We start from the raw sequence: 26,213 nt of genomic DNA, 5'->3' as shown, positions 1-26,213 counted from the left end.
TCCTCAGCCGAATGCCACCGACACGGTCCCCAGCCCGCCGATGGCGGCCGACGCCGCATCCCCGGTTGTGACGAACGCGGCGGTCGTGAAGGAACCGGACATCACGAACTGCCCCTCCGGTAGCTGCGCACCCCACGGGGCGAGCGCATTGGCCAACCAGGCCACCGCGGCGGCCGGATCTCCCAGCACGGCCGATCCCAGTCCGGTGTCGATCTCGATTCCGTTGAGACGCAGCGAGGCCCGAGCTGCCACCAGGTCGATGGTGTCGACGTAGGGCACCCACGGACCCAGGACCACCGCACCCGAACTGGCGTTGTCCGCCACCGTGTCACACAGGGTCAGTTTCCAGTCGGCGATCCGGCTGTCGACGACCTCCAGTGCGACTGCGACCGCCCGGGTGGCGTCACGCACCTGGCCGGCGGTGATGCCCGGGCCCCGTAACGGCCGGTCGAGCAGGAACGCCACCTCGGGTTCGACCCGCGGCGCGCAGAACCGACTGCGGGGCAACGTCGATCCCGACGCCACCACCATGTCGTCGAGCAGATGGCCGAAGTCCGGCTGGTCGACCCCGAGCAGGGTTTGCATCGGCTCCGAGGTCAGCCCGATCTTGTGTCCGACCACCATTCGGCCGCGTTCCAGCGCTCTGGCCAGGTTGACCTGCTGAATCGCGTACGCGTCGGCGATGTCCATCTCCGGATACCGGCGGGTGAGCTGCTCGATCGGGGCCACCCCCGTCGCCGCGGTGTCGAGCAGGTCGGCGGCGTGCTCGATCAGCTCCCTGGCCATCGTCATCGGTTGCCGTTCTCCTCGATCATGCGCACGGCGGTGTGGTAGATCGCCTGTCCGTGCAGGGCGAACAGCGTGACGAGATCCACGGTGTCGCCGCCGATCTCCTTGGCGATGAACAGACCGTCGGCTCCGGCGATGGCGTAGGTGCACAGTTGGCGCACCTGATCCTCGGAGAGCGTCGGGCCCAGTTCGCGGATGCTGGTGGCCAATGCGGCGAAGGCCTGCTCGCGGACCTGAACGAACATAGTCCGCGCCTTGGGCTCCACCGGCCGGCGTTCCAGCGCCAACATCAAACCGAGACGCAGGAAGTCCGGCGAGTCCATCACCGCCTTGGCGGTACCCGCGGCCACTTCCAGCAGGCGGTCCCGGGCCACCACGTCATCGGGAAGGCGCCACACCGTCAACCAGTTCGCGAAGCTGCGTTCGATAACGGCGGCGATGAGGTCGTCTTTGTCCTTGAAATGCCAGTAGATGGAGCTCGCGGGCAAGCCGCACTTGGCACTCACCGCCCCGATGCTCGTGCCCTCGTAACCCCGCTCGGCGGCGATCTCGGTCGCCGCATCCAGGATCCGTGTGCGCGACATCTCGCCGTCGGCGCGACGTCGCCGTTTCGGCTGATCCGCCATGCTCCACCTTTTTCGTGTCTTGACTCCGTAGTGATCACTACATTACCGTAATGATCACTACGGATCAAGCTCGCAGCCGACGTGCTGCGGCATGTCGGATAGCGAGACAGCCATGGACGACCCCTCGACATATGACGTCGCAATCGTGGGTTACGGCCCGGTGGGCGCCACCGCGGCGAATCTGTTGGGCCGGCGGGGACTGAAAGTCGTTGTCGTCGAACGCGACCCGGACATCTATTTCCGGGCGCGGGCGATCTCGACCGACGAGGAGGTGATGCGGATCTGGCAGCAGGTCGGTCTGGACGCGCAGCTCAACGCCGACATGCAGCCCGGGTGCGGCGCCGACTTCGTCGACGCCGACGGGAGATCCTTCGTCAAACTGCTGCCCGCGGACCGGGGAAACGGACACCCGCCGCAGCAGTTCATCTATCAGCCCGCCGTCGACAGCACGCTACGCTGCGGCGTCGACCGTTACCCCAACGTCACGGTGCTGCTGCACCACGAGTGTCTGCGCCTCCTACCCCATCCCGACAACGTCGAGTTGATGCTCGCCGATCTCACCGATGACCGCTTCAGACGGATCCGCGCCCGCTACGTGATCGCCGCCGACGGCGGGTCCAGCGCAATTCGCGGGCAGTTGGGCATCGGTTTCACCGGAAGTACCTACTCCGAGCGCTGGATCGTCATCGACACCAAGGTGATCAGGCAGTGGCCCGGCCACGACAGGCTGCGTTTCCACTGCAACCCCGTGCGCCCGACCGTCGACTGCCCCACCCCGCTGGGGCACCACCGGTGGGAGTTCCCGGTCCGCGACGACGAGGACGAACAGAACCTGCTCACCGCCGAAGCCATCTGGGACGTGCTGCACCGCCAGGGCATCTCCGAGGACGAGGTCGAGATCATCGGGTTCGCCTGCTACAGCCACCACGTCCGGTTCGCGGACCGGTGGCGGGTGGGCCGGATCTTCCTCGCCGGGGATGCGGCGCACGCCATGCCGCCGTGGATCGGCCAGGGCATGTGCGCCGGCGTCCGTGATGTCGGCAATCTGTGTTGGAAGCTCGACGCGGTGCTGACCGGATCGCTGCCCGAGTCGGTTCTCGACACCTATCAGGCCGAGCGGCTGCCCCACGTCCAAGAGGTCACGGCGCGGGCGGTGAAGGTCGGGCGGCTCATCATCGAGCGAAATCCGCTGCGCGCCAAGGTGCGTAACCACATCTTCCGAACGGCGAGCAGGCTGCCGTTCTTCACCGCCTGGCTGCGCGAGCACCGCTGGCTGCCCGACGCGCGGTACCGATCCGGCCTGCTGGCGGCCGAGCCGCATCCCGCGGTGGGTTGGCTGCTCCCGCAACCCTGGGTCGCCGACGAGAAGGGTGACCGGGTGCGCCTCGACGTCGTCCTGGCCGGCGACTGGGCGGTACTGCACACCGGTCCGGAAAACACCTGTCGGTCCTGGCGATCGGCCGGCGTCCCCGTCATCGAAATCGTCCCCCCGGGGAACGCGCCGGCGCCGGGTCGCATCGTCGACCGCGACGGCGCGTTGATCCGCTGGCTGCGGACCAAACGGGCCACCGCCGTGGCTGTGCGGCCCGACGGTTTCGTCTACGCCGCCACCGCAGATCCGCCGTTGCCGGCGCCGCCGGCCGGATTCACCCCACGAGTGAGGCAGCAAGCATGACCAGATCTGATTCCGAGTGCCGGGTTCGCGTCGGTACCGCCGAGATATCGGTGACCGACACCGGGGGCGAGGGGACGCCGGTCGTGCTGCTGCACGGCGGCGGCCCCGGAGCATCGGGGATGTCGAACTACGCCCGCAACGTCGATGCGCTGGCGGCGTCGTATCGGGTGATCATCCCCGATCTGCCCGGGTACGGCCGCTCGACCAAGTACGTCGACCACCGGGATCCGTTCGGCTATCTCGCCGACAGCATTCGCGGCATGCTCGACGAATTAGGCGTCCAGCGGGCACATCTGGTGGGTAACTCGTACGGGGGCGCGGCCGCGCTGCGACTGGCGCTGGACACCCCGCACCGCGCCGACAAACTGGTGCTGATGGGGCCCGGCGGTATCGGCACCACCCGCGGCCTGCCCACCCCGGGTCTGAAGAGTCTGCTGGGCTACTACAGCGGCGAGGGACCGAGCCGCGAGAAGCTCGCCACCTTCATCCGCAGCTACCTCGTGTATGACGGGGCGACGGTGCCCGACGAACTGATCGACCTGCGCTACCAGGCCTCCCTCGATCCGCAGGTGGTGGCCGAACCACCGCTGCGCCGCCCCTCGGGCCTGCGCACACTGTGGCGCATGGACCTGACCCGGGACAAACGGCTCCGGCAGTTGGCCAACCCCACCCTCGTGCTGTGGGGACGCGACGACAAGGTCAACCGCCCGGCAGGCGGACCGATGTTGTTGCGCACCATGCCCAACGCCGAACTGGTCATGACATCCCACACCGGCCACTGGATGCAGTGGGAACGCGCCGAACTGTTCAACGAGCTCGTCGGCGATTTCCTCTCCCCCGACTCCAGATTGGCCAGTTCGTGACCGCGGACGTGTTCGGAAAGGTGCACCTCGGCTACCTGGTGGTCGAAACCGACAGGTTCGCCGACTGGCGACGCTTCGGTCGGGACGCCATCGGCATGCACCTCGACGAAACACTGACCGACACGATGCGTTTCCGCCTCGACGACAACGCCTGCCGCGTTCTGCTCACCCGCGGGCCGGCCGAGGACACCACGGCGCTGGGCTGGGAGGTCGACGACCAGGACACCTTCGACACCCTCGCCGCGCGTATCCACGACCACGGTGTTCCGGTCTGTGCCGGAAACGCCGAGGAGGCGGAGCTTCGCGGTGTGGAACACTTCCTGCGCTTCCCCGGCCCCAACGGCCTGGCCCAGGAGCTGTACGTCAGTCCCCGAAAAGGCTTGCAGCGACTTCAATTGGGGGCCGCGGGCGGTTTCGTCACCGGTGTCGACGGGATGGGCCACGTCGCGATCGCCACCAAGAAACCCCATCAGATGCACGGCTACTACCGCACGGTCTTCGATGCGCGGCTGTCGGACTACATCGACGAGACGATCAGCGGACTGAAGTTCAAGATCCGCTTTCTGCGGGTCAACGAGCGCCACCACAGCATCGCCATCGCCGCGGTGAACCGGTTGCCGCTCAACCCGATTCGGACCCGTATCCAGCACTGCAACATCCAGGTCGCCGAACTCGACGATATGGCGGCGGCCTACCGCCGGGTCAAGGACCTCGGTTTCGAGATGGCCTTGTCGATCGGCCAGCACACCAACGACAAGGAGTTGTCCTTCTACGCCGTCACACCGTCGGGTTTCGAGTGGGAGGTCGGATGGAACCCCATCGTCGTCGACGAGACGACCTGGGAACCGACCACGCACCAGGGCATCAGCCTGTGGGGACACACCCCGGAGGGGCACACGATCGTCCACCTTCTGGAACGGTTCAAGGCCGGCGCCCGATCGGTCTGGCACGCCGAGGACAGCGTGCCAGCGCTCGCCGGCGACATCTCGGCTGCGGGCTAGCCGCGACCCCCGCCGGGCGCACAGAACACCAGGAAGCAGCCGTCTCCGTTGAGGTCGCCGGGGACTCCGCTGCCGGAGCCACCGCGCGACGACGACCCGGAGTCACCGCGCCCGGAGCTGCTCTCGCCCCGGCTCCCGGAACTGCCGGGACCACTGCTTGAACCCGAACTGCCCGAACCACTGCCTGAGCCACTGCCGGGCCACTGAGCAACCGGAGGAACCGTCGGCACCTGCGGGCGGGTGGGCTGAACCGTCTGGGTCGGCAGGCTCGGCACACTGGGTTGAGTGGGTGTGGGCCGGGTCGGGGTGGGCCGGTCGTCGTCGTCCTGCCACGGTGGCCGCCACGGCTCGTCGGGTTCGTCCGGCTCGGCGGTGCGGGTGGGCCACGTCCAGGCCGGCTTGGGTGGGGTCCATTGTGGGCGCGGAAGCACCACCACCGGGGGCGGCACGACCACCGGGGCGACCACGGGCGGGGCCGCAGGTGCGGGGGCCGGCGGCGGGGCCGCAGGTGCGGGGGCCGGCGCGGGCGCTTCGGGGGCCGGCGCGGGGGCCTGCTCGACGTAGACGGTGCGCGGCGCCTGCTGGGGCGCTTGCTGCACCACGGGGATCGGAGGCTTGATGGTCTCCGCGGACGGCGGGTCGGGCGGTATGTCGGCGGCTTCCTGTCGCGCCGGGGCCGGTTCGGAGGCGGGAACCTGCACACTGGGCACGATCACGGCCTGAGCCGGGCTGGGCCGCTGGTCTGCGGTGGGCCGGATGCTGATCGCCAACGAGACCACCAGCGCGGCGACGCCGATGACGAACAGCGAGGTCAGCGCGCTGCCGACAAGCAGGAAGGGCTTACGACCCTCGTCGATCGGGCGCATCTCGGTGGGCGCGAACTCGTCGACAACCTCATCGGCGGCCGAGCCGGCGAAAGCGTCGACGGGCGCCAGGGCGGTGTCGGCACCGGCCAACCCGGCGAACACCGATCCGGCCGTGGGGCCGTCGGGGTCCTGGGAGTAGGCCAGCCCCACGGTCGTCGCCTCGAAGGTCGGCGCCGACGCCGAGGCCAGTGCGGCGCCACGGGCCAGCGCCAGGTCACCGTCCTCGGGGGCGCTCACCGGAAGCGCGACAAGGTGGTCCAGGTGGGCCTTCACCGAGCCGATGTCGACTCCGGAGCCCACCACGAACAAGCCCTGCGGCGGCGTCGGCTGCGCGGCGACCGCCTCGGCCATCTCGGTGAGCACCGCCAACGCATCGGCGCTGTGCAGGCTCCGGCTGAGGACCTTGACCACCGTCCCGTCCTCGGTCTGCACCACCGAGAGGGTCGCGGTGTCGCGGTCGACGAACAGCAGCGCGGTCCTCTGGTAGCCGACGGCGCGTCCCACCGCCTGCGCCAGGGAGGCCGCGGCGTGACTTTCCGCGACGAGCATCACGTCGCCGATACCGTGGGCGGCCAGCGCGTCCCGCAGTGCGGTCGCCTCGGCGTGATCGCTCCACGCGACACCGACGGATTTGAGGTGATGGCCCCCGGCCTCGGCGCTCTCCATGGTGCCCAGCACCGCCGCGACGACGTGGTCTGCGGCGTTTGCCGCACCGTCGGCTGACGTGACGTCGAAGGTGTCGTGATCGACGGTGACACCGTCGGCCTTTTCGCCTTCGACCAGCGCCATGCGGACCGTCGTTGGTGTCATCGACACACCAAGTACGATGTCCACTCCACCCCTCCAAGATGTTTGCTGCAGCTTCGCTGTCGGCCCTGCTCACCCGGGCGCGGTCGGCCGACAACTAGATACTTCATCGGTGCGGCCGGCTGATGCGTTACAGCCCATGCTGTTAGCTGGCCGCCGTTGAAGACCTGGCCGGGACACGTCGGCACGAATGACCGGTGGCGCCGGTCTGTCCGACACTACTCGCCGGAATCGAGACCCGTCTGTGACGTTTCGGGTCAGCTGCTCTTGACGAAGTTCTGGTACGAGCGGGACGGGGTGGGGCCGCGCTGGCCCTGGTATTTCGAGCCGACCGAACTGCTGCCGTAGGGGTGCTCGGCGGGGCTGGTCAGGCGCAGCAGACACAACTGGCCGATCTTCATGCCGGGCCACAGCGTGATCGGCAGGTTGGCGACGTTGGACAGCTCCAGGGTGATGTGCCCGGAGAAGCCGGGGTCGATGAAGCCCGCCGTCGAGTGAGTGAGCAGGCCGAGACGGCCGAGCGAGGACTTGCCTTCCAGACGTCCGGCGAGGTCGTCGGGCAGCGTGCAGCGCTCCAGGGTGGCGCCGAGCACGAACTCGCCCGGATGCAGCACGAACGGCTCACCCTCTTTGGGCTCGACCAGGGAGGTCAGGTCGTCCTGGCGCTGCGCCGGGTCGATGTGGGTGTAGCGGGTGTTGTTGAACACCCGGAACAGGTTGTCGAGACGGACGTCGACGCTCGAGGGCTGCACCAGGCTGTCGTCGAACGGATCGACCCCCAGCCTGCCGGCAGTGATCTCGGCCCGGATATCGCGGTCGGAGAGCAGCACCGCACGAGCGTAGCCGTCACAGAGGTGTCCCGGGTGGGTCGACTCAGCGACTGCGTGCCGTCTGGCGGCGGTTGGCCCGCTGGATGGCCGACACCAGCTCCCTCTTGTCCATCTTCGAGCGACCCGAGATGTCCAGGCGACGCGCGACCTCGGTGAGGTGCTTCTTGGTTGCGTTCGCGTTGACACCCTCGGCGGTTTCACCCTTGGCGTCGGGACCGCCGCTGCGGGCGCGCTCATCGGACGGGCCCTTCTTGTCCTTCTTCTCCCAGCGGTCGCCGACCCGCTCGAACTTGCTCTTCAGGGCGCTGTAGGCGACGCGGTAGGCTCGCTCGGCGTCGCCGTACTCCTGCTCGGCGGCGTCGTGGGCCTTGGCGAAGGTGCGTTGGGCCTTCTTGCCCGACTTCTTCAGGGTGCTGGGCAGCTCACTTTTCCTGGGCTTGCCGTTCTTCTTCGTGATCGGCATACCGCTCCTTCCCGGTGGTGGGACACCTCGGTGTCCGCAAGCCGTGATCGTCGGTTGATTCCTGCGCAAATGCAGTCCAGAACCGGCTACCCGGCGAGACGGCGACCAAACGGGCGCCGGCAGCGGCGCGGCCGGCCGCCCTGCTAATCTGTCAAGCCACACCGCCGATGTAGTTCAATGGCAGAACATCAGCTTCCCAAGCTGAATACGCGGGTTCGATTCCCGTCATCGGCTCCATATCTTCCTCGGCATATTTGCCTCACCCTGACTTCTCCTCACCCGCGGCACAAGCGCATCAGCGCGCCGCACCAGATCCGTCTTCAGATCACGCATGGTCGCGCCGCGTCCGGGTACCGGTCGCAAAACCCCACCTCGCGCCGGACGTCGTCACCGCGACCGAACTCGCATGGGGCCGCCAAGACCGGGACGGACCCGGACGCAACGACCACGAGGAGACGAAATCCATGTCCGGTGCCGTGTTGGGGCTCATCGTCGCGGGTGGAGTCGCGATGCTGCTCTTCCTGGTGATGGGCCTCAAGTTGCACGCCTTCGTGGCGCTGCTGGTGGTCAGCATCATCGTCGCGCTGCTCACCGACATCCCGCTGGCCAACATCGCCAACGTGGTCGAGGACGGGATGGGCGGCACCCTGGGCTTCGTCGCCGTCGTGGTCGGCCTGGGCGCGATGTTCGGCGAGGTGCTGCGGTCCACCGGCGGCGCGGAACGCATCGCCGAAACCCTGGTCGACCGCTTCGGCGAACGTCGGGTGCCGTGGGCGTTGGCGCTCACCGGCCTCATCGTGGCGATCCCGGTGTTCTTCGACGTGGCGCTGGTGCTGCTGATCCCGCTGGTGTACTCACTGGCCCAGCGCTACGGGCGGTCGGTGGTGTACTACGGCATCCCGTTGCTGGCCGGCATCAGTGCCGGGCACAGTCTGATACCGCCCACGCCGGGCCCGATCGCCGCGGCGGGCGTCATCGGTGCCGACCTCGGCTGGGTAATCCTGTTCGGCCTGGCGGCCTCCATTCCCGCCGTCATCGTCGGTGGCGTCTTCTACGGCAAGTGGATCGGCAGTCGGATCGAGGTCGGCGTGCCCGAGGAGATGGCCGCCGAGCACGGTCAGCGCGGCTCGGGCAGCGCGGGCGGTGACGGGGGCACCGACGAGGACTGCGAACAGGACACCAGGCCGCGACCCAGTTTCCTGTTGGTGCTGACCATCATCCTGGTGCCGCTGGTTCTCATCCTGCTCAACACCGGGTCCGAGGCGCTGCTCCCCGAGGGCGACACCGTCCGCGAGGTCCTCGGCTTCGTGGGTGACCCGTTCGTCGCGTTGATCGTGGCGGTGCTGCTGGCGTTCTACGTGCTCGGCCTGCGCTACGGCCAGTCTCGCTCCGATCTGCAGAAGGTGGCGACCAAGGCGCTCGAGCCGGTGGGAATGATCCTGCTGGTCACCGGCGCCGGCGGCGTCTTCGGTGAGGTGCTGCAGGAAAGCGGCGTCGGCGACGCGCTCGAAGACGTGCTGCAGGCGACCAACGTCCCCGTCATCCTGCTGGCCTTCGGTGCCGCCCTGCTGCTGCGCGTCGCGCTCGGATCGGCAACCGTCGCGACCGTCACCGCCGCGGCGATCGTCGCACCGACCATCGAGGGTGCGGAGATGTCGGCGCCGATGCTGGGCGCCATCGTCGTCGCGATCTCCGCCGGCGCGACGATGCTCTCGCACGTCAACGACTCCGGCTTCTGGCTGGTCAACCGGTTCCTCGGGCTCACCGAGAAGCAGACGCTGCAGTCGTGGACGGTGATGCAGACCATCCTGGGGCTGGTGTCGTTCGGCGTGGTGCTCGCGGCGACCCCGTTCCTGTGACGGTCCCGCCCGGCTGATGAGTGGCTGGAGTCGGTCCCGACGCGCGGCTCGGCGACTGCGCGACGCCGCACCCGCACTGGCGCAGGCGGCGGTCGCCGCCGGAATGGCCCACCTGATAGCGACCGCGGTGGTGGGCCGCGAGGAGGGGTTCTTCGCGCCGATCGCCGCAGTGCTATGCCTGTCGGTGGCCACCGGCCGGCGGCTGCTGCGGGCCGCGCAGGTGGTGGTGGGCGTGGCGCTCGGTGTCACCATCGGTGACCTGTTGGTGCGAGTGCTCGGCACCGGACCCGCACAGATCGCGCTGGTGGTGCTGCTCGCGGCCGGTGCCGCGGTGGCGGTGGGCGGTGGGCCGCTGTTGGTGAACCAGGCAGCGATCGCCGCTCTGCTGCTGATCGTGTTGGAGCCTCCGAGTGGCCCGATTCCCTGGGCGCGGCCGGTGGACGCGCTGATCGGCGGCGCGACGGCCCTGGCCGTGGCCGCCGTCGGCGCGCGCGACCCGCGTCGCTCGCTGGCCCGGGCCGCCAAACCGCTGTTCGAGGATCTGGCCGCGGTGCTGCGCGGGGCCGCGGACATGTTGCGCAGCGGCGACCGCACCGGCATCGAGGACGCACTGGTCGCCGCCCGCGACCTGGACCGGCGGTTGGAGAACTTCACCGGCGCCCTGGCCGCCGCCACAGAAGCGGTGCGCCTGTCGGGGCGACGCACCACACCGGAATGGCTGACCCGCTACCACGCCGCGGCGCGGCGCGTCGACCTCACGGTGCTCGACGGTCGCACGGTGATCCGCGCCACCGCCAACGCCATCCGGCACGGACATACGGTTCCCGAACCGCTGGTGGATGCGGTGCTGGATCTGGCCCGCGCCGTCGAGGCGCTGCCCGGCCAACTCGACGGCCGCACGACGCCCGACCCCGTCCGGTCACTGGCGTGCCAGGCGGCGACCACCGCATCGGGAGTGGTCATCCGGCCGCATTCGTTGACCAGCAGCGTGCTCGTCGGCGCGATCCGCTCCACCGCCCTGGACGTGTTGTACGCCTCCGGAATGGACCACGTCTCGGGCCTGCAGGCGCTGGAGGATGCGGCCGGCCGCGCCGCCGACCTGGGCTGAGACCGCTGCCCGGGTCAGCCCGTCGCGGGGAAGCCGGACGCGACGAACAGCGAGTCTTCGGCCCGGCGGGTGTCCAGGTGCAGGTGCTGGACGACCACCTCGCGGTCCGACCGCACGACCAGGCCGTAGGGCGTGTCGTAGGGCACCGCTTCCGGATCGATCAGGTCGTTGACCCGCACGCGGCACACCCGCTGGGCGGCGACCTCAATCTCGTAGGGGCCGACGGGATCCTGGTCGTCGTGGAACACCGTGATCGTCAGCTGAGCCGGGTTGGTCCCGGTGTTGAGAATGCAGAGTTCGTCGCGGCTGGTGAACTCCGGTTCGCGCCCAGTGCTGTCCGGTGGGATACGGCCGGCCGGAAACACCCAGACGGTGGCGCCCAGCGCGTCGGTCATGCCGCCTCCTCGTCCAACAGGTGGCGCAGGTGGTCGTTCAAGAACGTTCCCTGCGGGTCGAAGCGTCGCCGGGTTTCCCGGAACGCGTCGTAGTGCGGAAGTGACTGGCGCAGTTGATCACTGCCCGCGGAGTGTTTCTTACCGAAGTGGGGCCGCCCGCCGTGCGCGACGAGGATCGGCTCCATGTCGCCGAAGTACTCTTCGTAGGGCAGCGTGTTGTTCTGCAGTAAGGCGATCGTCATCGAATCCCGGCCCGAGAACGGGCTGAGATAGCCGTCGTCGGCCGCGACGCTTCGGCACAGAATGCGCCAGCCGACGTTCTGCCGGTGCCGGTCCTTGACCCGGGCGCGGACCTCGGCGAAGCAGTCGCCGAAGGCCTCGACCGGGATCGCGTACTCCATCTCGTCGAACTTCATGCCACGCTCGGCCGGTTGGACGAAGCGGCTCCAATCGAGTTGGTCCTTGCGGAGATTGCTTTTATCGCAGCCGCCGAGACGATCCAGCAGCTCCAGTGGCTCCCGCTCCGGTTCGTTGAGGGTGCGCAGCTGGGCCTCGTCCCGGCGGTGGTGCCAGTAGAAGTCGAAGTTGCGGTTCTGGTCCATCAGTTCGTCCAGATGCTCCAGACAGTCGTCGATGTGCACGCACCACTCCCGGCGGCGCAACCGCAGCGCCGGCACCACGCGCAAGCGCAACTGGGTGAAGATGCCCAGCGCCCCGAGGGCGACCCGGCCGGCCCGCAATTCGTCGTCGTCCGGACCGACGTCGCGCACCCGTCCGTCGCCGGTGACGATGCGATAGCCGAGCAGGTTGCTGGAGAAGTTTCCGAGCCGGATGCCGGTGCCGTGGGTGCCGGTGCCGATCGCACCCGAGAGTGCCTGGTAATCCACGTCGCCGTAGTTCTCCAGCGCCAAACCGTGTTCGTGCAGGCCGTCACCGACCTCGACGAGGCTGGAGCCGCCCCGGATCACTGCCTCGTGTCGCTCCTTGTCGACCGAGACGACCCCACTCATGCGGTGCAGATCCACCAGCACGTCGTCGGTTTCGACGAGCGGCATCGAGGAATGCCCTTTTCCGACCGGGCGCACGCGGCGCCCCTCGGCCGCGCAGTCGGCGACCAGTTCGGCGACGTCGTCCTCGCTCTGCGGCTCGACGGTCTGCCCCGGGGTGAACCGCAGACTTTCCGACCAGTTCACCCATTCTCGCTGTTCCGTGGACTTCATTCGGCTCGGTCCCCTTTCATCTGATCGGGGTAGTGCCCGCAGCGAACGCGCTTACACCTCAGTTGGCCGAAAGACCTCGCCCTGTCCGGATCAGCCCGGGTCTCCCACAGCCCCGCACACCTCCGCTCAGGGTGCGATCCCCTCTGCGCGCGGCGAGGCCGAGGAGAACCCCACGGCGTTCTTGGCCTCGGCATCGACAAGCAGCCGGAAGATGTCCGCGCGGGCGTAATGGCCCACCGCGTCGAAGTCGAGCGACTGCCGCGCTATCTCGTCGGTGTCCAGATCGGCGTAGAAGATGCGCTCCTCGTTGTAGACCGGACCGGCCAGCACCTCACCGCGCGGCGAGATGACCGCGCTGCCGCCGCGCATCAGGATGTCCTCGGGCGCGGTGCCGAACTGCGGGTGATAATCCTGCGGATAGTCGCTGCGGCGCATCACCTGACACGCGGTGATGACGAAGCAGCGGCCTTCCAGGGCGATGTGCTGCATGGTGCTCATCCAGGTGTCCCGATCGTCGGCAGTGGGTGCGCAGTAGATCTCGATGCCCTTGCCGTACATGGCGGCTCGCATCAGCGGCATGTAGTTCTCCCAGCAGATCACGCTTCCGAGTCTGCCGGCCGGGGAGTCGACCACCGGCATCGTCGAGCCGTCCCCGAACCCCCAGATGAGACGTTCGGCTCCCGTGGGCATCACCTTGCGGTGATATCCGGCCCGGTCGCCGTGCTCGTCGATCATCACCACGGTGCAGTAGCAGGTTCGACCAGCCCGCTCGACGATGCCGATGACGACGAAGATCGATTCCAGCCGGGCCGCCTCGGCAATCTCGGCCAGTTCCGGCCCGTCGAGTTCCACCGCCCCCTTCCAGGAGCGCAGGTAATCGTCACGCCCCTGCTCGGTGCGGCGGCCCACCGGGCTCCCGAAGTCCAGCCCCTTGGGGTAGGTGCCCAGAAATGCCTCCGGGAACACCACCACCTGGGCGCCGGATCGGCCCGCCTCACGCACGGCGGCGACGGCCTTCTCGGTGGTCGCGACGCTGTCGAATGCGACGGAACCCAGCTGGGCTACTGCTATACGTACCATTGATCATCCTTGAGTTCGGTTGCGATGCCGTCGATTACACGAACCATCCATTGCAGTGCGGGCGAATTGTCCTGCGACTGGTGCCAGAGCGTGTTGACGGTGAATCGAGGGAGTTGGATCGGTGGACGGCTGACGGTCAGCTCGAAGGACTCGGCGAAAACCCTGGCTGCGAACTCGGGCATCGTCGCGACCGCCGGCACCCTGCTGAGCAGAAACGGCACCATCGCGAAGTGCCCGGTCGACGCCGTGATGTGGCGCGTCTGGCCTTCGGCCTGCAGCACGTCGTCGACGATCCCGCGGGTTCCGTCCGCGGAGATCATCAAGTGCGGCAACGCCAGATAGTCGGTGTAGGAGAGCTCACCGCGCCGGTCGATCAGAGCGGGGTTGTACACACACGCATACGACGATTCGAACAGATCTCGAGACCGGATCTCCGACCCCCACGCCGACGACGCCGCGATGCCGATGTCGATGTGCCCGGAGGTGACCAGTTCCTCGACGCCGGCACGACGAGTCTGGATGCAGTGCGCCGACGAGCTGGGGCTCATGGCGGTGAGTGTCTGGATGATCTTCGGCATGAAAACAGACTCCAGGTCGTCCGACATCCCCAGCCGGAACACCGCCCGCTCGCTGGACGGGTCGAATGACGGTGCACCGTCGATGGCCTCGTGCAGGTTCACCAGCCCCGCCGAGATGGCGCTGTGGATCTGACGCGCCTTGGCGGTGGGGGCCATACCACCGGTGGCACGGACGAAGAGCTGATCGTCGAACATCTTGCGCAGGCGTTGCAGACTGGCACTCACCGCCGCCTGGCTCATGTTGAGACGCATCGCGGTTCTGGTGACGTTCAACTCTTCCATCAGCACCGCGTAGACGACCAGTAGGTTCAGATCGTGCCGGCGCAGGTGGACGGGGCCCTCGGTGACCATCTGGGTTCCTATTCCACGGCGAGTACGTTTCGGGCCGAGGGAAGCAGCCCGGTGGTGGGGTCGCAGTTCACGTATTCCGCTCGGGCACTGCTGGGTTGGATGAACACCTCGTGCCACGTGGTCACTTCACGATCCGCGCCGTACTCGCGGTTCTTGGCGATGGCGTGCTCGTAGATCGCGTGGTGGGTCGGGTGGTTCTCGGCCCACGCCTCCAGATCCGTCAGACTCTGGAAGTGCGCGTAGGTGCTGGTTTCCCGCCGTGGCTGCAGAGTTTCGCGGTCGAGGCTGGTCATGACGCGCAGCGCGAGCGTTCCGGTGGCTTCCTTGTGGTCGGAGAGGTGGCGCATCCCGGCCGACAGCTTCGGCTCCAGGCTGTGCTCATAGTCGGCGAGTTGCTCGGCGCCGGCGGTCGCCCAGAACTGCCCGGACCTGATGATCGCCATGTTGTGGTGTGACTCGGCACGCAGCCGGCGGCCCCGCGTCTCCCGGTAGGTGCTGGGCGACCGTTGTGGTTGTGCGACTTCCAGCGGGTCGATCGCCGACACCGGCAGCCGGTCGCGTGCCGCTCCGAAGTAGCCGTTGACCGTCATCGGCTCGACCTGCGTTCCGAGACAGGCCGCGAGCCCGAATCTGCCACGCGGATCGGAGTAGATGGTCTCGGCGTGGTCGAGCGGGACCTGTGCCACCTCGTGCCAGGCTCCGAAAGCGATTGAGCCGGCGTCCAATCCGTCATACCAGCGGCCCAGCGCCGAGGACATCAGCCACTGTTCGTGGTGGGTCGGGTCGCGCCAGTAGGCCAGGTGGATGATGTTGAGCAGGCCGGCATCGTCGGTACAGGTCAACAGTTCCCACGCTTCCGGCGCGAACTCCTCGGGATCGTCATGGGACACCCGCAGCCGCTCCAGGAAGGCCTGGACGCCCACCGATTCCCATGATTCGACCTGGATGGCGAGGTAGTCGCTGGTGATCAGCGTGATCGGCTCGGTGTAGACCAGGGTCCAGCGCGGGGCCCGCGGCTGGTGGCCGTCGGGCTTTCGCGCCGGCAGCAGCCTGGGATAGCTGATGTTGCTCCAGGTCATGGTGTGCTCATCTCCCTTTGGCGTGCTTTCGATGTCCAGGTGCGGTAGGGCCATTGCACGGTTCCGAGGTCAGTGCCGCGGGTCTCCTTCACCAGCAGTCCGCCGACGATGGCAAGACCGGCGAGCGCGGCCGTCCACACCCAGAACACCCAATCGTTTCCGCTGTCGGCGGACCAGGTGAGCAGATAGGGTGCGGTCCCACCGAACAACGCCACCGACACCGACGTGGCGAAGGCAACGCTGGTGGCCCGGATACGGGTGGGGAACAGCTCGGAGATGAAGGCCGGATACATCGCAGCCCCCATGGCCCACACGCTCATTCCGACCGCCTGCGCCACGAACAGCGTCCACGGCTCGTCGGTGATCATCGCCGACAGAGGATAGAAGAGGACAATGGCGAAGACGCCGAACGCGATGATCATGGGGCGCCGGCCGAACCGGTCGGCCAGCCGGCCGCACAGCACCAGCGACCCGAGCGCGACCGCCTGGGCGAGCAGGCTGGCGGTGAAGGCGTCGGTGGGATCCATCCCGCGGTCCGCGATGGCCAGGGAGGACGCGAAGATGGCCCAGATGTAGTAGGCGCAGTTGTGCCCGCAGGAGAGCAGAACGACCAGGACGCCGGCTTTGAACTTCCGACCCGGCGACCACCGGGGGCCTGCGGCCGTGTCCTCGGACATGTTGTCCTGGCCGTCCTGGGCCTGGAATTCCTCTGTTTCGGTGGCGGCACGGCGCAGCACCAGAACGAACAGGCCGAAGGCGGCCCCGAGCACGAACGCGTACCGCCAGCCCCCGTCGGCGACGGCCTGCTGGCCCATGACGCTGTTGAACAGTGCGCCGAGCATGGTCGCCAACATGACGCCGAGGGTGACGGCGAAGAACACCGAGCTCGACCACAACCCTCGTTTGGCCGGTGGGGCGAGTTCTGAAACATAGGTGTACGAGACCCCGGATTCGCCACCGTGCGCGAGTCCTTGCAGCAGGCGGGCGAGCAGCAGCAGCACCGACGCCCACACCCCGATGCTGTCGTAGCTCGGGATCAGCGCAATACCCAGACTCGCCACCGACATGGTGCTGATCGTCGCGACGAGGACGAATTTGCGGCCCCGGGCATCGGCCAGCCGGCCGAATACCAGACCTCCCAGCGGCCGGGCCAGAAATCCGGCAGCAAATACCGCCAGGGTCGACAGCAGAGCCGACGTCGGTTCGGAATTGTCGAAGAAATGGGCCGCGATGTAGGTCGAGAAGACCGCGTACAACGTCCAGTCGAACCACTCGAGGACGTTACCGGCGATGGCCGCACGCAGCGATCTCAGTTGGTTCTTCGCAGGCGGCGCATGAACATTGGGGGCGGACACTAGTGTCCCTCCTGTGTGTGGGTTCGGATGTGAACACGCCCGGGTCGCGGAGAATGTGAGTTCCGGGCAGTGCATTGCGCGCAAACCCAGATTAAGTGAGATTCACCGTGAGCAGAAACAACTTGTCGTTATAGTGAATATCGCTCAGCGTGATGTTACGACGTTGTTAGCCCGTCGTTTCGGACTCCTGACACCGCGCAAGCGGACACCACTGGCCCGAAATAGTTGCTCGCACAAGGGCTTAATCCAGTTCCTGCGCAAATAGCGACTACCCCAACGATTTCCGGGCCAGGTCAGCTGGCCGAGAGATCCCGCCACTTCCGGATCAGGTGGCCGAACTCCTTCACCTGAACCAGAACGTGGTCGCGGGCGGCGTTCTCGGCCGTGCCGGCATCGCCATCGGCGATGGCGTCGGCGATCGCTCGGTGCTCGGCCAGCGAGCGCCGCATGCGATCGGGGACGCGCAACTGCAATCGCCGGTAAGGCTGAAGTACCCGCTTGAGGGCGTGGGCTTGTTGGCGCAGGTACTCGTTGCCGCAGGAGTCATAGACGATCCCGTGGAAGCGAGCGTTGGCGTAGTAGTAGGCATCGGCGTCGCCGCTGATCGCGTGTTGTTCGCATTCCTGTAGCGCGAGTTCGAGTTCGGCCAGGGCCTCACGATCGATCCGGCCGGAGGACAGCCGCGCCGCCATACCCTCCAGCTCGGCCATCACCTCGAAGCGTTCCGACACCTCGGAGATGCTCATCTCGGTGACGTAGGTGCCCTGTTTCGGCCGGATCTGCACCAGCCCCGACCGCTCCAGTGCCTGCAGGGCTTCGCGGATCGGGGTCCGCGAGCACCCGAACTCCTTCTCCAACTGTGCCGGGTCCAGCCTCTGGCCTGGGCGGTAGTGCCCGTCGACGACGGCGTTCTCCAGCGCGTCTCGCACGCGCTGAGATTCCGGTACCCGAACCATGCCCACCTCCGCGGCCCAGATTATCCGACGGCGGGGGTGGTGTGACCCAGTTATATCCGCTAGGGTACCTGTTATATATATCACGCCAGTGTATGTATATGACCGCGCTCACCGGGGCGCCTCGGGTCAGCGCTGGCGGTCAGGAGGACCCGGATGGGATGCGAAGAGCGACGGCCACTCGCCCGGTTGCTCGCCGCCTGCGAAATCCTGATGAGCGACGTCGGCGAGGCGTCGATGCGCGCGGTCGCCGCATCGGCGCTGGCCGCCTACGCAGAGCTCGACGACGCCGACAAGCTGCGCTTCTTCGGCCATGTCACCACTGCCTACGACGTCGACGCCGAGCAGGTTCGCTCCGCGTTCCACCGCTGGGACGGCGCCCGCGGCACCGGCGAGCAGGCCGGCGACGAGCTGGTCGAACTGTTCGCCGTGGTCGAACCGGCGCGTCAGCAGCTGCTCCGGCGCATCAACCACGCACCCGGCGCGACGCTCGCCCTGGTCGAGATGCGCGCCGATCTACGCCGGCTGATGCGGCATCATCCCGAGCTGCGTCCACTGGATCACGACTTCCACCACCTGCTCACGTCCTGGTTCAACCGGGGCTTCCTGCAGATGTCGGAGGTCACCTGGGACTCACCGCCCGCGCTGCGCCGACATCTGCTGCGCTACGAAGCGGTGCACCCGATGGCCACCGAAGCCGAGCTGCGCAGGCGACTGCTGCCCGAAGACCGGCGGGTCTATGCGTTCTTCCATCCCGCGACCCAGGACGTTCCCCTGATCTTCGTCGAGGTCGCTCTGGTGCAGGGCATCCCGCACCACATCGCCCCACTGCTGGAGCCCGGACCGGCACTGGACCCGTCGGCAGCAGACACCGCTGCGCTGTACTCGATCAACAACGCTCTGGACGGACTTGCCGGAGTCTCCTTCGGCAGCTTCCTGATCAAGCAAGTCATCGAACAGGTGAGCCGGCAGCTGCCGCACCTGCGCGATTTCGTCACCCTCTCCCCCATCCCCGGCTTCCGGCACTGGCTCGCCGACCGCGCCCGCGACGACGCCGAATTACGTTCGCTCGCAACGGCCCTGGAGGCCATCACCGATCCTGAGGAGCTCACCCCGGCCGAGACCGACCGGATTCGTGGCCGGCTGCTTCCTGCCCTGCTCGCCTACCTGACCGCCGAGCGGCGCGCCGACGGACGGCCGGTGGATCCGGTCGCCCGCTTCCACCTGGGTAACGGGGCGACCGCGTGGCGACTGAACTGGCCGGCGAACACCTCAGCAAGCGCCTGGCGCCAGTCCTACGGGGCGATGGTCAATTACCGCTACGAACCCGGCCTGCTGGAACGCCGCCACGAGGACTTCGTGCGCCGCCGCACCGTGGCGGTCAGCGGACCTCTCCAGGAACTCCGCGGCACCGTCCGAACGCCGCAACCGACGAAAGGAACACCGCCGATGGCGTCCTACCGCACCATCTACCGATCGTTCGCCGAGCAGGCGCAACGGCATCCGGACAAGCCTCTTTTCGAGCTGCCCGACCGACAGTCGGTCAGCTACTCCGAGACAGCCGAACTCACACACCGGATCGCGGCCCGGCTGCGCGCCGACGGGGTGCAACCCGGAGACCGGGTGGCGATGCAGGTCGCGAAATCACCTGAGGCCATTGCACTTTACCTGGCCACCTTGCAGATCGGCGGCGTCTTCCTGCCGCTCAACACCGCCTACACCGGCTCCGAGATGCGGTACTTCCTCGCCGACGCGCAGCCGCGGGTCCTGGTCTGTTCCCCGGACCGCGCCGAGGACTACGCCGTCGATCAGGACGGGCTGGTTGTCGAGACGCTCGGCGAATCCGGCGACGGCAGCGTGCTGGACAGCGAGGAGGGGTACGACAGGGTTTTCGACGCCGGAGCCGGCGATCCCGCCGCGATCCTCTACACCTCCGGGACCACCGGGCGTTCCAAGGGTGCGGTGCTGACGCACGAGAACCTGGCCGCCAACTGTCAGGCACTGCTGGATGCGTGGCACTACACCGCCGAGGACCGGCTCATCCACGCCCTACCCATCTTTCACATCCACGGGTTGTTCGTCGCGGTCAACATGACGCTGGCGGCCGGTGCCTCGATGTACTTCCTGCCGAAGTTCGACACCGAGGCGATCCTCGACCTGTTGCCGCGCGCCACCGTGTTGATGGGGGTGCCGACCTTCTACACCCGGCTGCTCAAGAGCGAGCGGCTGACCAGACAACAGTGCGCGCACATGCGGTTGTTCGTTTCGGGTTCGGCACCGCTGCTCGCCACCGATCACACGGCGTTCGCCGAGCGCACCGGGCACGCGATCCTGGAACGGTACGGCATGACCGAAACCGGGATGAACACCACCAACCCGTACGACGCCGGACCGCGTAAGCCCGGAACAGTCGGAAAGCCGTTGTCAGGTCAGGAGATCCGCGTGGTCGACCGCGAGACCGGACAACAACTGCCCGACGGCGAGGTCGGCATCGTTGAGGTCCGTGGGCCCAACGTGTTCTCCGGATACTGGCAGATGCCGGAGAAAACGGCGGCCGAGTTCCGGCCGGACGGCTTCTTCGTCACCGGCGACCTGGGCCGTATCGACGAGGACGGCTATCTGTGCATCGTCGGCAGAGACAAAGATCTGGTGATCTCCGGCGGATACAACATCTATCCCAAGGAGATCGAGGAGCTGCTCGACAGCCACCCCCAGGTGCTGGAGTCCGCCGTGATCGGCGTGCCCCATCCGGAGTTCGGCGAAACCGTGGTGGCCGTGGTCGTCCCGACACCGGGTGAACAGCCCCGGGACCGCGAGTTGCTGGAGTTCGTCGCCGGCGACCTGGCACGGTTCAAACAGCCACGGGCGGTGCGCGTGGTCGAGGCATTGCCCCGCAACGTCATGGGCAAGGTGCAGAAAGCCGAACTTCGCAAGCGCTACGCCGATCTGTTCGACGGCGTGGACGCCTGATCCCCATTTCCCAGTCAGGAGTACAACGATGGTTCTCTATGGAGTGGCAGCGCTGGCCCTCTGCATGCTCGCGGGCATGCTGGTCGGCGAACTGCTCGGTATCGCGGTAGGTGTCGACGCCAACGTCGGCGGAGTCGGCTTCGCCATGATCATGCTGATCCTGGCCACCGACTGGCTACGCCGAAAAGGGCTGTTCCCCAAACCAAGTGAGCAGGGCGTGATGTTCTGGAGCGCCATGTACATCCCCATCGTGATCGCGATGGCCAGCATCCAGAACGTCAAGAAGGCGATCTCGGGGGGGCCGATGGCCGCGCTGGCGGGTCTGGGAGCGCTCGCTGCAGGCGCCGCACTGGTTCCGCTGTTGTCCCGGATCGGGGAGAAAGCCGAACCGCTACCGCCGATGACCGAAGAAGAGAAGCAGGAGGCCTGAGATGGATGTGCTGAGCTCGGTCTTCGAAAAGAACCACCTGCTGGTGGCGTTCGTGGTGGTCGGGGCATTGATGCTGCTCTCCGGCTGGCTGTCCAAGACGTTGACCCGCGGCCGGCTGCAGGGGTCGGCCATCGCGATCATCCTCGGTCTGGCACTGGCCTACTGGGGCGGTGCGGTGACCGGCGGCGACCAGGGATTGGCCGATATCGCCATGTTCTCCGGGCTGGCCCTGATGGGTGGCGCGATGCTGCGCGACCTGGCGATCGTGTCCACGGCCTACGGTGTCGATCTGCAGGAGATCAAACGCTCAGGACTCGCCGGCGCCCTGTCGATCGTGCTGGGCGTGGTGGTGTCTTTCATCGTGGGCGCCGCGGTCGCCGCGGCGTTCGGCTACCGGGACGCCGAATCGCTGGCGACCATCGGGTCGGGGGCGGCCACCTACATCGTCGGCCCGGTGACCGGGACCGCGGTCGGCGCCAGTTCCGAGGTCATCGCGCTGTCGGTGGCGGCGGGCCTGGTCAAGGCCGTGGTGGTGATGGTCGGTACGCCGATGATCGCCCCACTGATCGGCTTGAACAATCCGAAGTCGGCGATGGCCTACGGCGGCCTGATGGGCACCACCTCCGGGGTTGCCGGCGGTCTGGCCGCCACCGACAAGCGGCTGGTGCCCTACGGAGCGATGACCGCCACGTTCTACACCGGCATGGGCTGCCTGCTCGGCCCGTCGGTGCTCTACGTGGCACTGCGGGCCATCGTGGGTGGTTAGAGCACCGCTCGGCGCCACATCAACGGGTTCAGCGATCGGTAGGGGTCGGTGCTGCGCACCACCTGCAGATCGCCGAGCACCGTTTCCAGCGCGGCCTGTGTGCGTTCCTTGACCGTGGCCTCCCACGTCGCGGCGCTGCGGCGCGGTGGCCGGGCCGTCTCGATGGGCTCCCCGAAGCGCAGGTACATGCGTTGTGGCCGCGGCACCAGGGTGGGCCCGATGCCCTGCACGAGCGGCATGGCCATCTCGGACTTACCCGAAAGCTGTTGCGCGACAGCCTGGCTGAATCTTCCCAGCGCGCCGTCGCGGGTGTTGAGGCTGCGGTAGACGTCGTCCCCACCGACCAGGCCGACCGGCACGATCGGGTAGTCGTGGGCGATCGCCACCCGGGCGAACCCGCTGCGGCCCTGCCACCTGAGCTGATACTCCTCGCCCATGAACTTCGAGATCTCCCGTCCGCCGCCCGGGAAGACCAGGATTGTCTGATCGTGGCGCATCAGCTCGGCGGCGGTGTCGGGATGACCGATCACCGCGCCACAGGCGGCCAGCAGGTCACCGGCGAATCCCGTCAGCTGGGCGAAGCCCCGTTCGGCCAACGGCCGGACCCGGACCCCGAGCTCGCGGTAGGTGAAGTACGGGGTGAGCAGCACCTCCGGGTAACCGGCCTGAGTGTGGTTGCCCACCAGCAGGAACCGTCCGTCACGCGGGAGCGTGGCCAACCCGTCGACATAGGGCCGGTACAGGCCGACCAACCAGTCGAGCCGATCCACACCGCGCAGAATCCGGTCGGTGAGCCCGCGCACCCGCGGCGTCGGGTTCATCACCTTGTCCAGATCCTCGGCGCTCACCGCCCTCGCCTGCCCGGCACCCGGTGGGCGTCCCATATCCGCTCCTTCGTTCGCGTCGCTCGGGTTCACAACGATCGCAGCGACCAATATGTTCATAAGGGTGATCTGAGTCACAGAGTGCGGAAGGATCACCGGGTAGCTCGACATCGAGGGACGTGGAGGGGATTGCCTTGCGGGTCACAGCGGCCGTGCGGTGGACCGTCGGCCTGCTCTGCGTCTGCGTGCTGGTGGTGGCGGCGGCAGTGGAGGCCAACCGGTCGGGATCCGGCGCCGACGCCCGCGCCAAGCTGACGTTGATCGCCCCGGCCGCAGCCGGTGGCGGGTGGGATCTGGTTGCGCGGGAATCCCAACAAGCGTTGCGCACCGACCGGATCGTCAACAACGTCCAGGTCGTCAACATCCCGGGCGCGGGCGGGACGATCGGGTTGGGGCAGATGTCGCGGCTGGCCGGGGACTCCAGCACCATGATGGTGACCGGCACCGTCATGCTCGGCGGCATCACGCGCAACGCCTCACCGGTCGACCTGTCGGACATGACCCCCATCGCGCGGCTCGCCGAGGATTTCGAAGTCATTGCTGTCCAAGCGGACTCGCCCTTCCAGACGATCGATGACCTGGTGGGGGCCTGGCGCGCGGACCCTGCCGCGATGCCCATCGGCGGCGGATCGGCGGGCGGTATCGACCATATGATCGCCGCCCAACTCGCGGTGGCCGGCGGCATCGACCCGGGTGAGGTGCGCTATGCGGCTTATGCCGGTGGCGGCGAACTCACCATCAATCTGCTCTCCACCGCACCCGGCACCCCCAACGTCGGCATCAGCGGCTACAACGATTTCCGGGATCTCCTGCTCGACGGCCGGCTGCGCGCGTTGATGGTGGTGGCACCGCAGCGGCTGGAAGGGCTCGACGCGCCGACCGCCGACGAGGCCGGGTACCCGGACGTCGACCTGGTGAACTGGCGCGGCTACGTCGCACCGCCCGGGATCGACGAAGCGCACCAGGCCGAGCTCATCGACATCGTCACCGAGATGGTCCGAACCCCTCAGTGGGAGAGCGCCGTCGAACGCAACCGCTGGGAGGAGTCCTTCCTCACCGGCGACGAGTTCGGCGCTTTCCTGGTTACCGAGCAGGAACGGGTGACGACCATTCTGCAGGATCTGGGGTTGGTATGACGACAGACGACCAGGTCTCCGCCGATTCGGCGAACCCCGCCTCACCGCAACGGTTCTGGGCCGGCAGAAGCGCGTTGATCATGCCGGCGCTGCTGATCACGCTGGGGGTGTTCCTGATCTGGGGGATCGTCGACATGGAGGTCGCCGACGACTCGGAGATCTTCGGGCCCAAGGCTTTTCCTGCCATCACCGCCGGGCTGTGCTTTGTGGTGGCGGCGCTGCTCACCGTCAGCATCCTGCGCAATCCCGAGCTCGGCGGGCCCGAGCAGTCGAGCAACTGGCGGGCCGCCGGCATCACGATCGGCTCGCTGGTGGCGTTCGCGGTATTGCTGCAACCGGCAGGCTGGATCATCGCCGGGGCCGTGGTGTTCTGGGGTGTGACCGTCGGCCTTGGCAGCACCCGCTACGTCCCGAACATCCTCATCGGGCTCGGAGCCTCATCGGTGATGCAACTCATCTTCAGCGGATTGCTCGGCCTGAACCTGCCCGCGGGCGTCATGGGGCTCTTCTGATGGACGCATTGACCGGTCTGCTCGGCGGATTCGCCGAAGTCCTGACACCGACCAACCTGCTCTACGTTCTCATCGGTGCGCTGATCGGCACGGCGGTCGGCGTCCTGCCCGGTCTGGGCTCGGCGATGGCGGTGGCGCTGCTGTTGCCCGTCACGTTCACGCTGGACCCGTTGGCGGCCCTGGTCATGTTCGCCGGAATCTACTTCGGCGGTCTGTTCGGCGACGCGATCGCCGGGATCCTGATGAACACCCCGGGCAACTCGACCGCGATCGCCGGTTCCATCGAAGGTCACCGGATGGCACGGCGTGGCCGCGGCGCGCAGGCGCTGGCCACCTCGGCGATCGGAGCCTTCATCGGCGGCATGATCGCCACCGTGCTGGTGGTGTTCTTCGCACCGGCGCTGGCCGACTGGGCCACCAAGTTCGGCCCCGGCGAGTACTTCGCGCTCGCCGTGTTCGCCTTCATCGCGACCTCGGCCGTGGTGTCGGAATCGGTGCTCAAGGGGCTGGCCGCGCTGCTGATCGGCCTGGTGCTGGCGATGATCGGCACCGACCAGGTCAGCGGATCGCAGCGCTTCACATTCGGCAGCGTCGCGTTGTTCGACGGCGTCAGCATCGTGGTGATCACCGTGGCCATGCTGGCCGTGGGCGAGGTCATCTACGTCGCATCCCGCATCGGACGCCCCGATGATCGCAGCTTCACCCCGTCCTCGGGCCGGCCCTTCCTGTCCCGGGCCGAGTACCGCGACGCGCTGCCTGCCTGGTTGCGCGGCACGGCGATCGGGGTGCCGTTCGGCGTGATCCCGGCCGGCGGCGCGGAGGTGCCGACCTTCCTGGCGTACGGCCTGGAGAAGCGACTGGACCAGCGGCGGGCCAAGCCGCTGTTCGGCACCGGCGCGATCCGCGGGGTGGCGGCCCCCGAGGCCGCCGGGAACTCGACGGCGGGTACCGCGATGGGCGCGCTGCTGGCGCTCGGGTTGCCCACCTCGGCCACTGCGGCGCTGCTGCTGGCCGCGTTCCAGCAGTACGGCATCCAACCGGGGCCGCTGCTGTTCAGCCGCAACGCCGAACTCGTCTGGGCCCTGCTGGCCAGCCTGATCATCGGGATGGTCGTCCTGCTGATCCTCAACCTGCCGTTCGCCCCGCTGTGGGCCCGGCTGCTCACCATCCCCAAGGAGTACCTGTACGCCGGTATCGCGATGTTCGCCTGCTTCGGGGTGTACGCCGCCAGCGCAGCCATGGTCGATGTGCTGTTCATGCTGGTGCTCGGGCTCATCGGGTTCGGTATGCGCCGCTACGGCGTGCCGATCGCCCCGGTGCTGATCGCGGTGATCCTGGGCCCGCTCGCCGAGTCGTCGTTGCGGGCCGCGATGAACAACTCACAGAACAATCCGCTGACCCTGGTCAGCACACCCATCACCATCACGCTGTACACGCTGCTGGTGATCGTCATCGGGATCAGCGCGTACAACAAGCTGCGCCTGCGCTCACAGCTCAACCGCGCCAACGCCGAGGACGACGTCGAGATCAGCTGAGCCGACCCCGGCGTTTCGGGACGCAGATCCCGCCACACCGGCGGTTTCGCGACCCAAATCGCGCCCGCTGCGTTTACCGTTT

The 26,213-nt window shown here is 67.7% G+C and carries 24 protein-coding genes and 1 tRNA gene; 12 read left to right on the top strand and 13 right to left on the bottom strand.

Annotated elements, in window-relative coordinates; genetic code table 11:
* Window positions 1-3: 3 nt before the first annotated feature.
* Complete coding sequence (locus ACNUDN_RS02190; protein WP_419120417.1) at window positions 4-792, bottom strand: 2-keto-4-pentenoate hydratase; 789 nt, start codon at window positions 790-792, stop codon at window positions 4-6.
* The gene (locus ACNUDN_RS02185; RefSeq protein WP_419120416.1) at window positions 789-1,415 is read right to left on the bottom strand and encodes a TetR/AcrR family transcriptional regulator; all 627 of its coding nucleotides are present in this window, start codon (window positions 1,413-1,415) and stop codon (window positions 789-791) included. Before ACNUDN_RS02185 ends, ACNUDN_RS02190 begins: the two co-directional genes overlap by 4 nt.
* 112 nt (window positions 1,416-1,527) lie before the next feature.
* Between ACNUDN_RS02185 and ACNUDN_RS02180 the strand changes: the two genes are divergently transcribed.
* Genes ACNUDN_RS02180 through ACNUDN_RS02170 form a run of 3 tightly spaced genes read left to right on the top strand, consistent with a single transcriptional unit; the run spans window position 1,528 to window position 4,954 of the window.
* Window positions 1,528-3,090: a bifunctional 3-(3-hydroxy-phenyl)propionate/3-hydroxycinnamic acid hydroxylase gene (locus tag ACNUDN_RS02180; protein WP_419120415.1), complete on the top strand. Its 1,563-nt coding sequence runs from the start codon at window positions 1,528-1,530 to the stop codon at window positions 3,088-3,090.
* On the top strand, window positions 3,087-3,953 hold the full coding sequence (locus tag ACNUDN_RS02175; RefSeq protein ID WP_419120414.1) for an alpha/beta fold hydrolase: 867 nt from the start codon (window positions 3,087-3,089) through the stop codon (window positions 3,951-3,953). The genes ACNUDN_RS02180 and ACNUDN_RS02175 overlap by 4 nt, the downstream gene beginning before the upstream one ends.
* Window positions 3,950-4,954, top strand: a complete 1,005-nt coding sequence (locus ACNUDN_RS02170) for a VOC family protein (RefSeq protein ID WP_419120413.1) — start codon at window positions 3,950-3,952, stop codon at window positions 4,952-4,954. Before ACNUDN_RS02175 ends, ACNUDN_RS02170 begins: the two co-directional genes overlap by 4 nt.
* Here the strand turns inward: ACNUDN_RS02170 and ACNUDN_RS02165 are convergent.
* The 3 genes from ACNUDN_RS02165 to ACNUDN_RS02155 all read right to left on the bottom strand — a co-directional run bounded on the left by ACNUDN_RS02165 (window position 4,951) and on the right by ACNUDN_RS02155 (window position 7,920).
* Window positions 4,951-6,654 (bottom strand): DUF7159 family protein, encoded by a 1,704-nt coding sequence (locus tag ACNUDN_RS02165; RefSeq protein WP_419120412.1) that lies wholly within the window; start codon window positions 6,652-6,654, stop codon window positions 4,951-4,953. The genes ACNUDN_RS02170 and ACNUDN_RS02165 overlap by 4 nt on opposite strands.
* Before the next feature lie 230 nt (window positions 6,655-6,884).
* Window positions 6,885-7,457 carry a dCTP deaminase gene (gene dcd / locus ACNUDN_RS02160; RefSeq protein WP_431959247.1) on the bottom strand — a complete coding sequence of 191 codons (573 nt, stop codon included), beginning with the start codon at window positions 7,455-7,457 and terminating at the stop codon, window positions 6,885-6,887.
* Window positions 7,458-7,500: 43 nt separating this feature from the next.
* The gene (locus ACNUDN_RS02155) at window positions 7,501-7,920 is read right to left on the bottom strand and encodes a ChaB family protein (RefSeq protein ID WP_419120411.1); all 420 of its coding nucleotides are present in this window, start codon (window positions 7,918-7,920) and stop codon (window positions 7,501-7,503) included.
* A 163-nt stretch (window positions 7,921-8,083) separates the two neighbouring features.
* Here ACNUDN_RS02155 and ACNUDN_RS02150 point away from each other — a divergent pair.
* From ACNUDN_RS02150 to ACNUDN_RS02140, 3 genes are all read left to right on the top strand, one after another.
* Window positions 8,084-8,157, top strand: a tRNA-Gly gene (locus ACNUDN_RS02150).
* Between the two features lie 227 nt (window positions 8,158-8,384).
* Window positions 8,385-9,779, top strand: a complete 1,395-nt coding sequence (locus tag ACNUDN_RS02145; RefSeq protein WP_419120410.1) for a GntP family permease — start codon at window positions 8,385-8,387, stop codon at window positions 9,777-9,779.
* 16 nt (window positions 9,780-9,795) lie between these two features.
* Window positions 9,796-10,887, top strand: coding sequence for an FUSC family protein (locus ACNUDN_RS02140; protein ID WP_419120409.1), 1,092 nt, complete (start codon window positions 9,796-9,798; stop codon window positions 10,885-10,887).
* 14 nt (window positions 10,888-10,901) lie between these two features.
* Here ACNUDN_RS02140 and ACNUDN_RS02135 read toward each other — a convergent pair whose 3' ends face one another.
* The 7 genes from ACNUDN_RS02135 to ACNUDN_RS02105 form a co-directional block, all read right to left on the bottom strand.
* On the bottom strand, window positions 10,902-11,282 hold the full coding sequence (locus tag ACNUDN_RS02135; RefSeq protein ID WP_419120408.1) for a sensory rhodopsin transducer: 381 nt from the start codon (window positions 11,280-11,282) through the stop codon (window positions 10,902-10,904).
* Entirely contained in the window at window positions 11,279-12,502 is a 1,224-nt protein-coding gene (locus tag ACNUDN_RS02130; RefSeq protein WP_419120407.1) for a D-arabinono-1,4-lactone oxidase, read from the bottom strand. Before ACNUDN_RS02130 ends, ACNUDN_RS02135 begins: the two co-directional genes overlap by 4 nt.
* Window positions 12,503-12,628: 126 nt before the next feature.
* Window positions 12,629-13,582: a carbon-nitrogen hydrolase family protein gene (locus ACNUDN_RS02125; protein ID WP_419120406.1), complete on the bottom strand. Its 954-nt coding sequence runs from the start codon at window positions 13,580-13,582 to the stop codon at window positions 12,629-12,631.
* The gene (locus ACNUDN_RS02120) at window positions 13,570-14,511 is read right to left on the bottom strand and encodes a LysR family transcriptional regulator (RefSeq protein ID WP_419120405.1); all 942 of its coding nucleotides are present in this window, start codon (window positions 14,509-14,511) and stop codon (window positions 13,570-13,572) included. Before ACNUDN_RS02120 ends, ACNUDN_RS02125 begins: the two co-directional genes overlap by 13 nt.
* Before the next feature lie 8 nt (window positions 14,512-14,519).
* A complete protein-coding gene (locus ACNUDN_RS02115) occupies window positions 14,520-15,590 on the bottom strand; it encodes a phenylacetaldoxime dehydratase family protein (protein WP_419120404.1) in 1,071 nt (356 codons plus the stop codon).
* Window positions 15,587-16,945 carry an MFS transporter gene (locus tag ACNUDN_RS02110; protein WP_419120403.1) on the bottom strand — a complete coding sequence of 453 codons (1,359 nt, stop codon included), beginning with the start codon at window positions 16,943-16,945 and terminating at the stop codon, window positions 15,587-15,589. Before ACNUDN_RS02110 ends, ACNUDN_RS02115 begins: the two co-directional genes overlap by 4 nt.
* A gap of 293 nt (window positions 16,946-17,238) precedes the next feature.
* Window positions 17,239-17,901, bottom strand: coding sequence for a GntR family transcriptional regulator (locus ACNUDN_RS02105; RefSeq protein ID WP_419120402.1), 663 nt, complete (start codon window positions 17,899-17,901; stop codon window positions 17,239-17,241).
* A gap of 153 nt (window positions 17,902-18,054) precedes the next feature.
* Here ACNUDN_RS02105 and ACNUDN_RS02100 point away from each other — a divergent pair, with 153 nt between their 5' ends.
* From ACNUDN_RS02100 to madM, 3 genes are read left to right on the top strand one after another with little or no spacing between them, the layout of a single operon-like run.
* On the top strand, window positions 18,055-20,868 hold the full coding sequence (locus ACNUDN_RS02100) for an AMP-binding protein (RefSeq protein WP_419120401.1): 2,814 nt from the start codon (window positions 18,055-18,057) through the stop codon (window positions 20,866-20,868).
* Window positions 20,869-20,896: 28 nt separating this feature from the next.
* Entirely contained in the window at window positions 20,897-21,298 is a 402-nt protein-coding gene (gene madL / locus ACNUDN_RS02095) for a malonate transporter subunit MadL (RefSeq protein WP_419120400.1), read from the top strand.
* A 1-nt stretch (window position 21,299) separates the two neighbouring features.
* On the top strand, window positions 21,300-22,064 hold the full coding sequence (gene madM / locus ACNUDN_RS02090) for a malonate transporter subunit MadM (RefSeq protein WP_419120399.1): 765 nt from the start codon (window positions 21,300-21,302) through the stop codon (window positions 22,062-22,064).
* On the opposite strand, the gene ACNUDN_RS02085 is transcribed toward madM, so the two are convergent.
* Window positions 22,061-22,948 (bottom strand): lysophospholipid acyltransferase family protein, encoded by an 888-nt coding sequence (locus ACNUDN_RS02085; RefSeq protein WP_419120398.1) that lies wholly within the window; start codon window positions 22,946-22,948, stop codon window positions 22,061-22,063. The genes madM and ACNUDN_RS02085 overlap by 4 nt on opposite strands.
* 134 nt (window positions 22,949-23,082) lie before the next feature.
* Between ACNUDN_RS02085 and ACNUDN_RS02080 the strand changes: the two genes are divergently transcribed.
* From ACNUDN_RS02080 to ACNUDN_RS02070, 3 genes are read left to right on the top strand one after another with little or no spacing between them, the layout of a single operon-like run.
* Window positions 23,083-24,084 (top strand): Bug family tripartite tricarboxylate transporter substrate binding protein, encoded by a 1,002-nt coding sequence (locus ACNUDN_RS02080; RefSeq protein WP_419120397.1) that lies wholly within the window; start codon window positions 23,083-23,085, stop codon window positions 24,082-24,084.
* A complete protein-coding gene (locus ACNUDN_RS02075; RefSeq protein WP_419120396.1) occupies window positions 24,081-24,596 on the top strand; it encodes a tripartite tricarboxylate transporter TctB family protein in 516 nt (171 codons plus the stop codon). The genes ACNUDN_RS02080 and ACNUDN_RS02075 overlap by 4 nt, the downstream gene beginning before the upstream one ends.
* Complete coding sequence (locus tag ACNUDN_RS02070; RefSeq protein ID WP_419120395.1) at window positions 24,596-26,131, top strand: tripartite tricarboxylate transporter permease; 1,536 nt, start codon at window positions 24,596-24,598, stop codon at window positions 26,129-26,131. The genes ACNUDN_RS02075 and ACNUDN_RS02070 overlap by 1 nt, the downstream gene beginning before the upstream one ends.
* Window positions 26,132-26,213: the final 82 nt, after the last annotated feature.

Source organism: Mycobacterium sp. smrl_JER01, assembly GCF_048513595.2.
Lineage (GTDB): Bacteria > Actinomycetota > Actinomycetes > Mycobacteriales > Mycobacteriaceae > Mycobacterium.
Note: the sequence above shows the minus strand (reverse complement) of the source record. Positions and strands in the feature narration are given on the sequence as shown.

Excerpts from the sequence above, each read along its gene's own strand:
- ACNUDN_RS02190 (WP_419120417.1), bottom strand. The coding sequence starts at position 792 with ATGACGATGGCCAGGGAGCTGATCGAGCACGCCGCCGACCTGCTCGAC.
- ACNUDN_RS02185 (WP_419120416.1), bottom strand. The coding sequence starts at position 1,415 with ATGGCGGATCAGCCGAAACGGCGACGTCGCGCCGACGGCGAGATGTCG.
- ACNUDN_RS02180 (WP_419120415.1), top strand. The coding sequence starts at position 1,528 with ATGGACGACCCCTCGACATATGACGTCGCAATCGTGGGTTACGGCCCG.
- ACNUDN_RS02175 (WP_419120414.1), top strand. The coding sequence starts at position 3,087 with ATGACCAGATCTGATTCCGAGTGCCGGGTTCGCGTCGGTACCGCCGAG.
- ACNUDN_RS02155 (WP_419120411.1), bottom strand. The coding sequence starts at position 7,920 with ATGCCGATCACGAAGAAGAACGGCAAGCCCAGGAAAAGTGAGCTGCCC.
- ACNUDN_RS02145 (WP_419120410.1), top strand. The coding sequence starts at position 8,385 with ATGTCCGGTGCCGTGTTGGGGCTCATCGTCGCGGGTGGAGTCGCGATG.
- ACNUDN_RS02140 (WP_419120409.1), top strand. The coding sequence starts at position 9,796 with ATGAGTGGCTGGAGTCGGTCCCGACGCGCGGCTCGGCGACTGCGCGAC.
- ACNUDN_RS02135 (WP_419120408.1), bottom strand. The coding sequence starts at position 11,282 with ATGACCGACGCGCTGGGCGCCACCGTCTGGGTGTTTCCGGCCGGCCGT.
- ACNUDN_RS02130 (WP_419120407.1), bottom strand. The coding sequence starts at position 12,502 with ATGAAGTCCACGGAACAGCGAGAATGGGTGAACTGGTCGGAAAGTCTG.
- ACNUDN_RS02125 (WP_419120406.1), bottom strand. The coding sequence starts at position 13,582 with ATGGTACGTATAGCAGTAGCCCAGCTGGGTTCCGTCGCATTCGACAGC.
- ACNUDN_RS02120 (WP_419120405.1), bottom strand. The coding sequence starts at position 14,511 with ATGGTCACCGAGGGCCCCGTCCACCTGCGCCGGCACGATCTGAACCTA.
- ACNUDN_RS02115 (WP_419120404.1), bottom strand. The coding sequence starts at position 15,590 with ATGACCTGGAGCAACATCAGCTATCCCAGGCTGCTGCCGGCGCGAAAG.
- ACNUDN_RS02105 (WP_419120402.1), bottom strand. The coding sequence starts at position 17,901 with ATGGTTCGGGTACCGGAATCTCAGCGCGTGCGAGACGCGCTGGAGAAC.
- ACNUDN_RS02100 (WP_419120401.1), top strand. The coding sequence starts at position 18,055 with ATGGGATGCGAAGAGCGACGGCCACTCGCCCGGTTGCTCGCCGCCTGC.
- madL (WP_419120400.1), top strand. The coding sequence starts at position 20,897 with ATGGTTCTCTATGGAGTGGCAGCGCTGGCCCTCTGCATGCTCGCGGGC.
- madM (WP_419120399.1), top strand. The coding sequence starts at position 21,300 with ATGGATGTGCTGAGCTCGGTCTTCGAAAAGAACCACCTGCTGGTGGCG.
- ACNUDN_RS02085 (WP_419120398.1), bottom strand. The coding sequence starts at position 22,948 with ATGGGACGCCCACCGGGTGCCGGGCAGGCGAGGGCGGTGAGCGCCGAG.
- ACNUDN_RS02075 (WP_419120396.1), top strand. The coding sequence starts at position 24,081 with ATGACGACAGACGACCAGGTCTCCGCCGATTCGGCGAACCCCGCCTCA.
- ACNUDN_RS02070 (WP_419120395.1), top strand. The coding sequence starts at position 24,596 with ATGGACGCATTGACCGGTCTGCTCGGCGGATTCGCCGAAGTCCTGACA.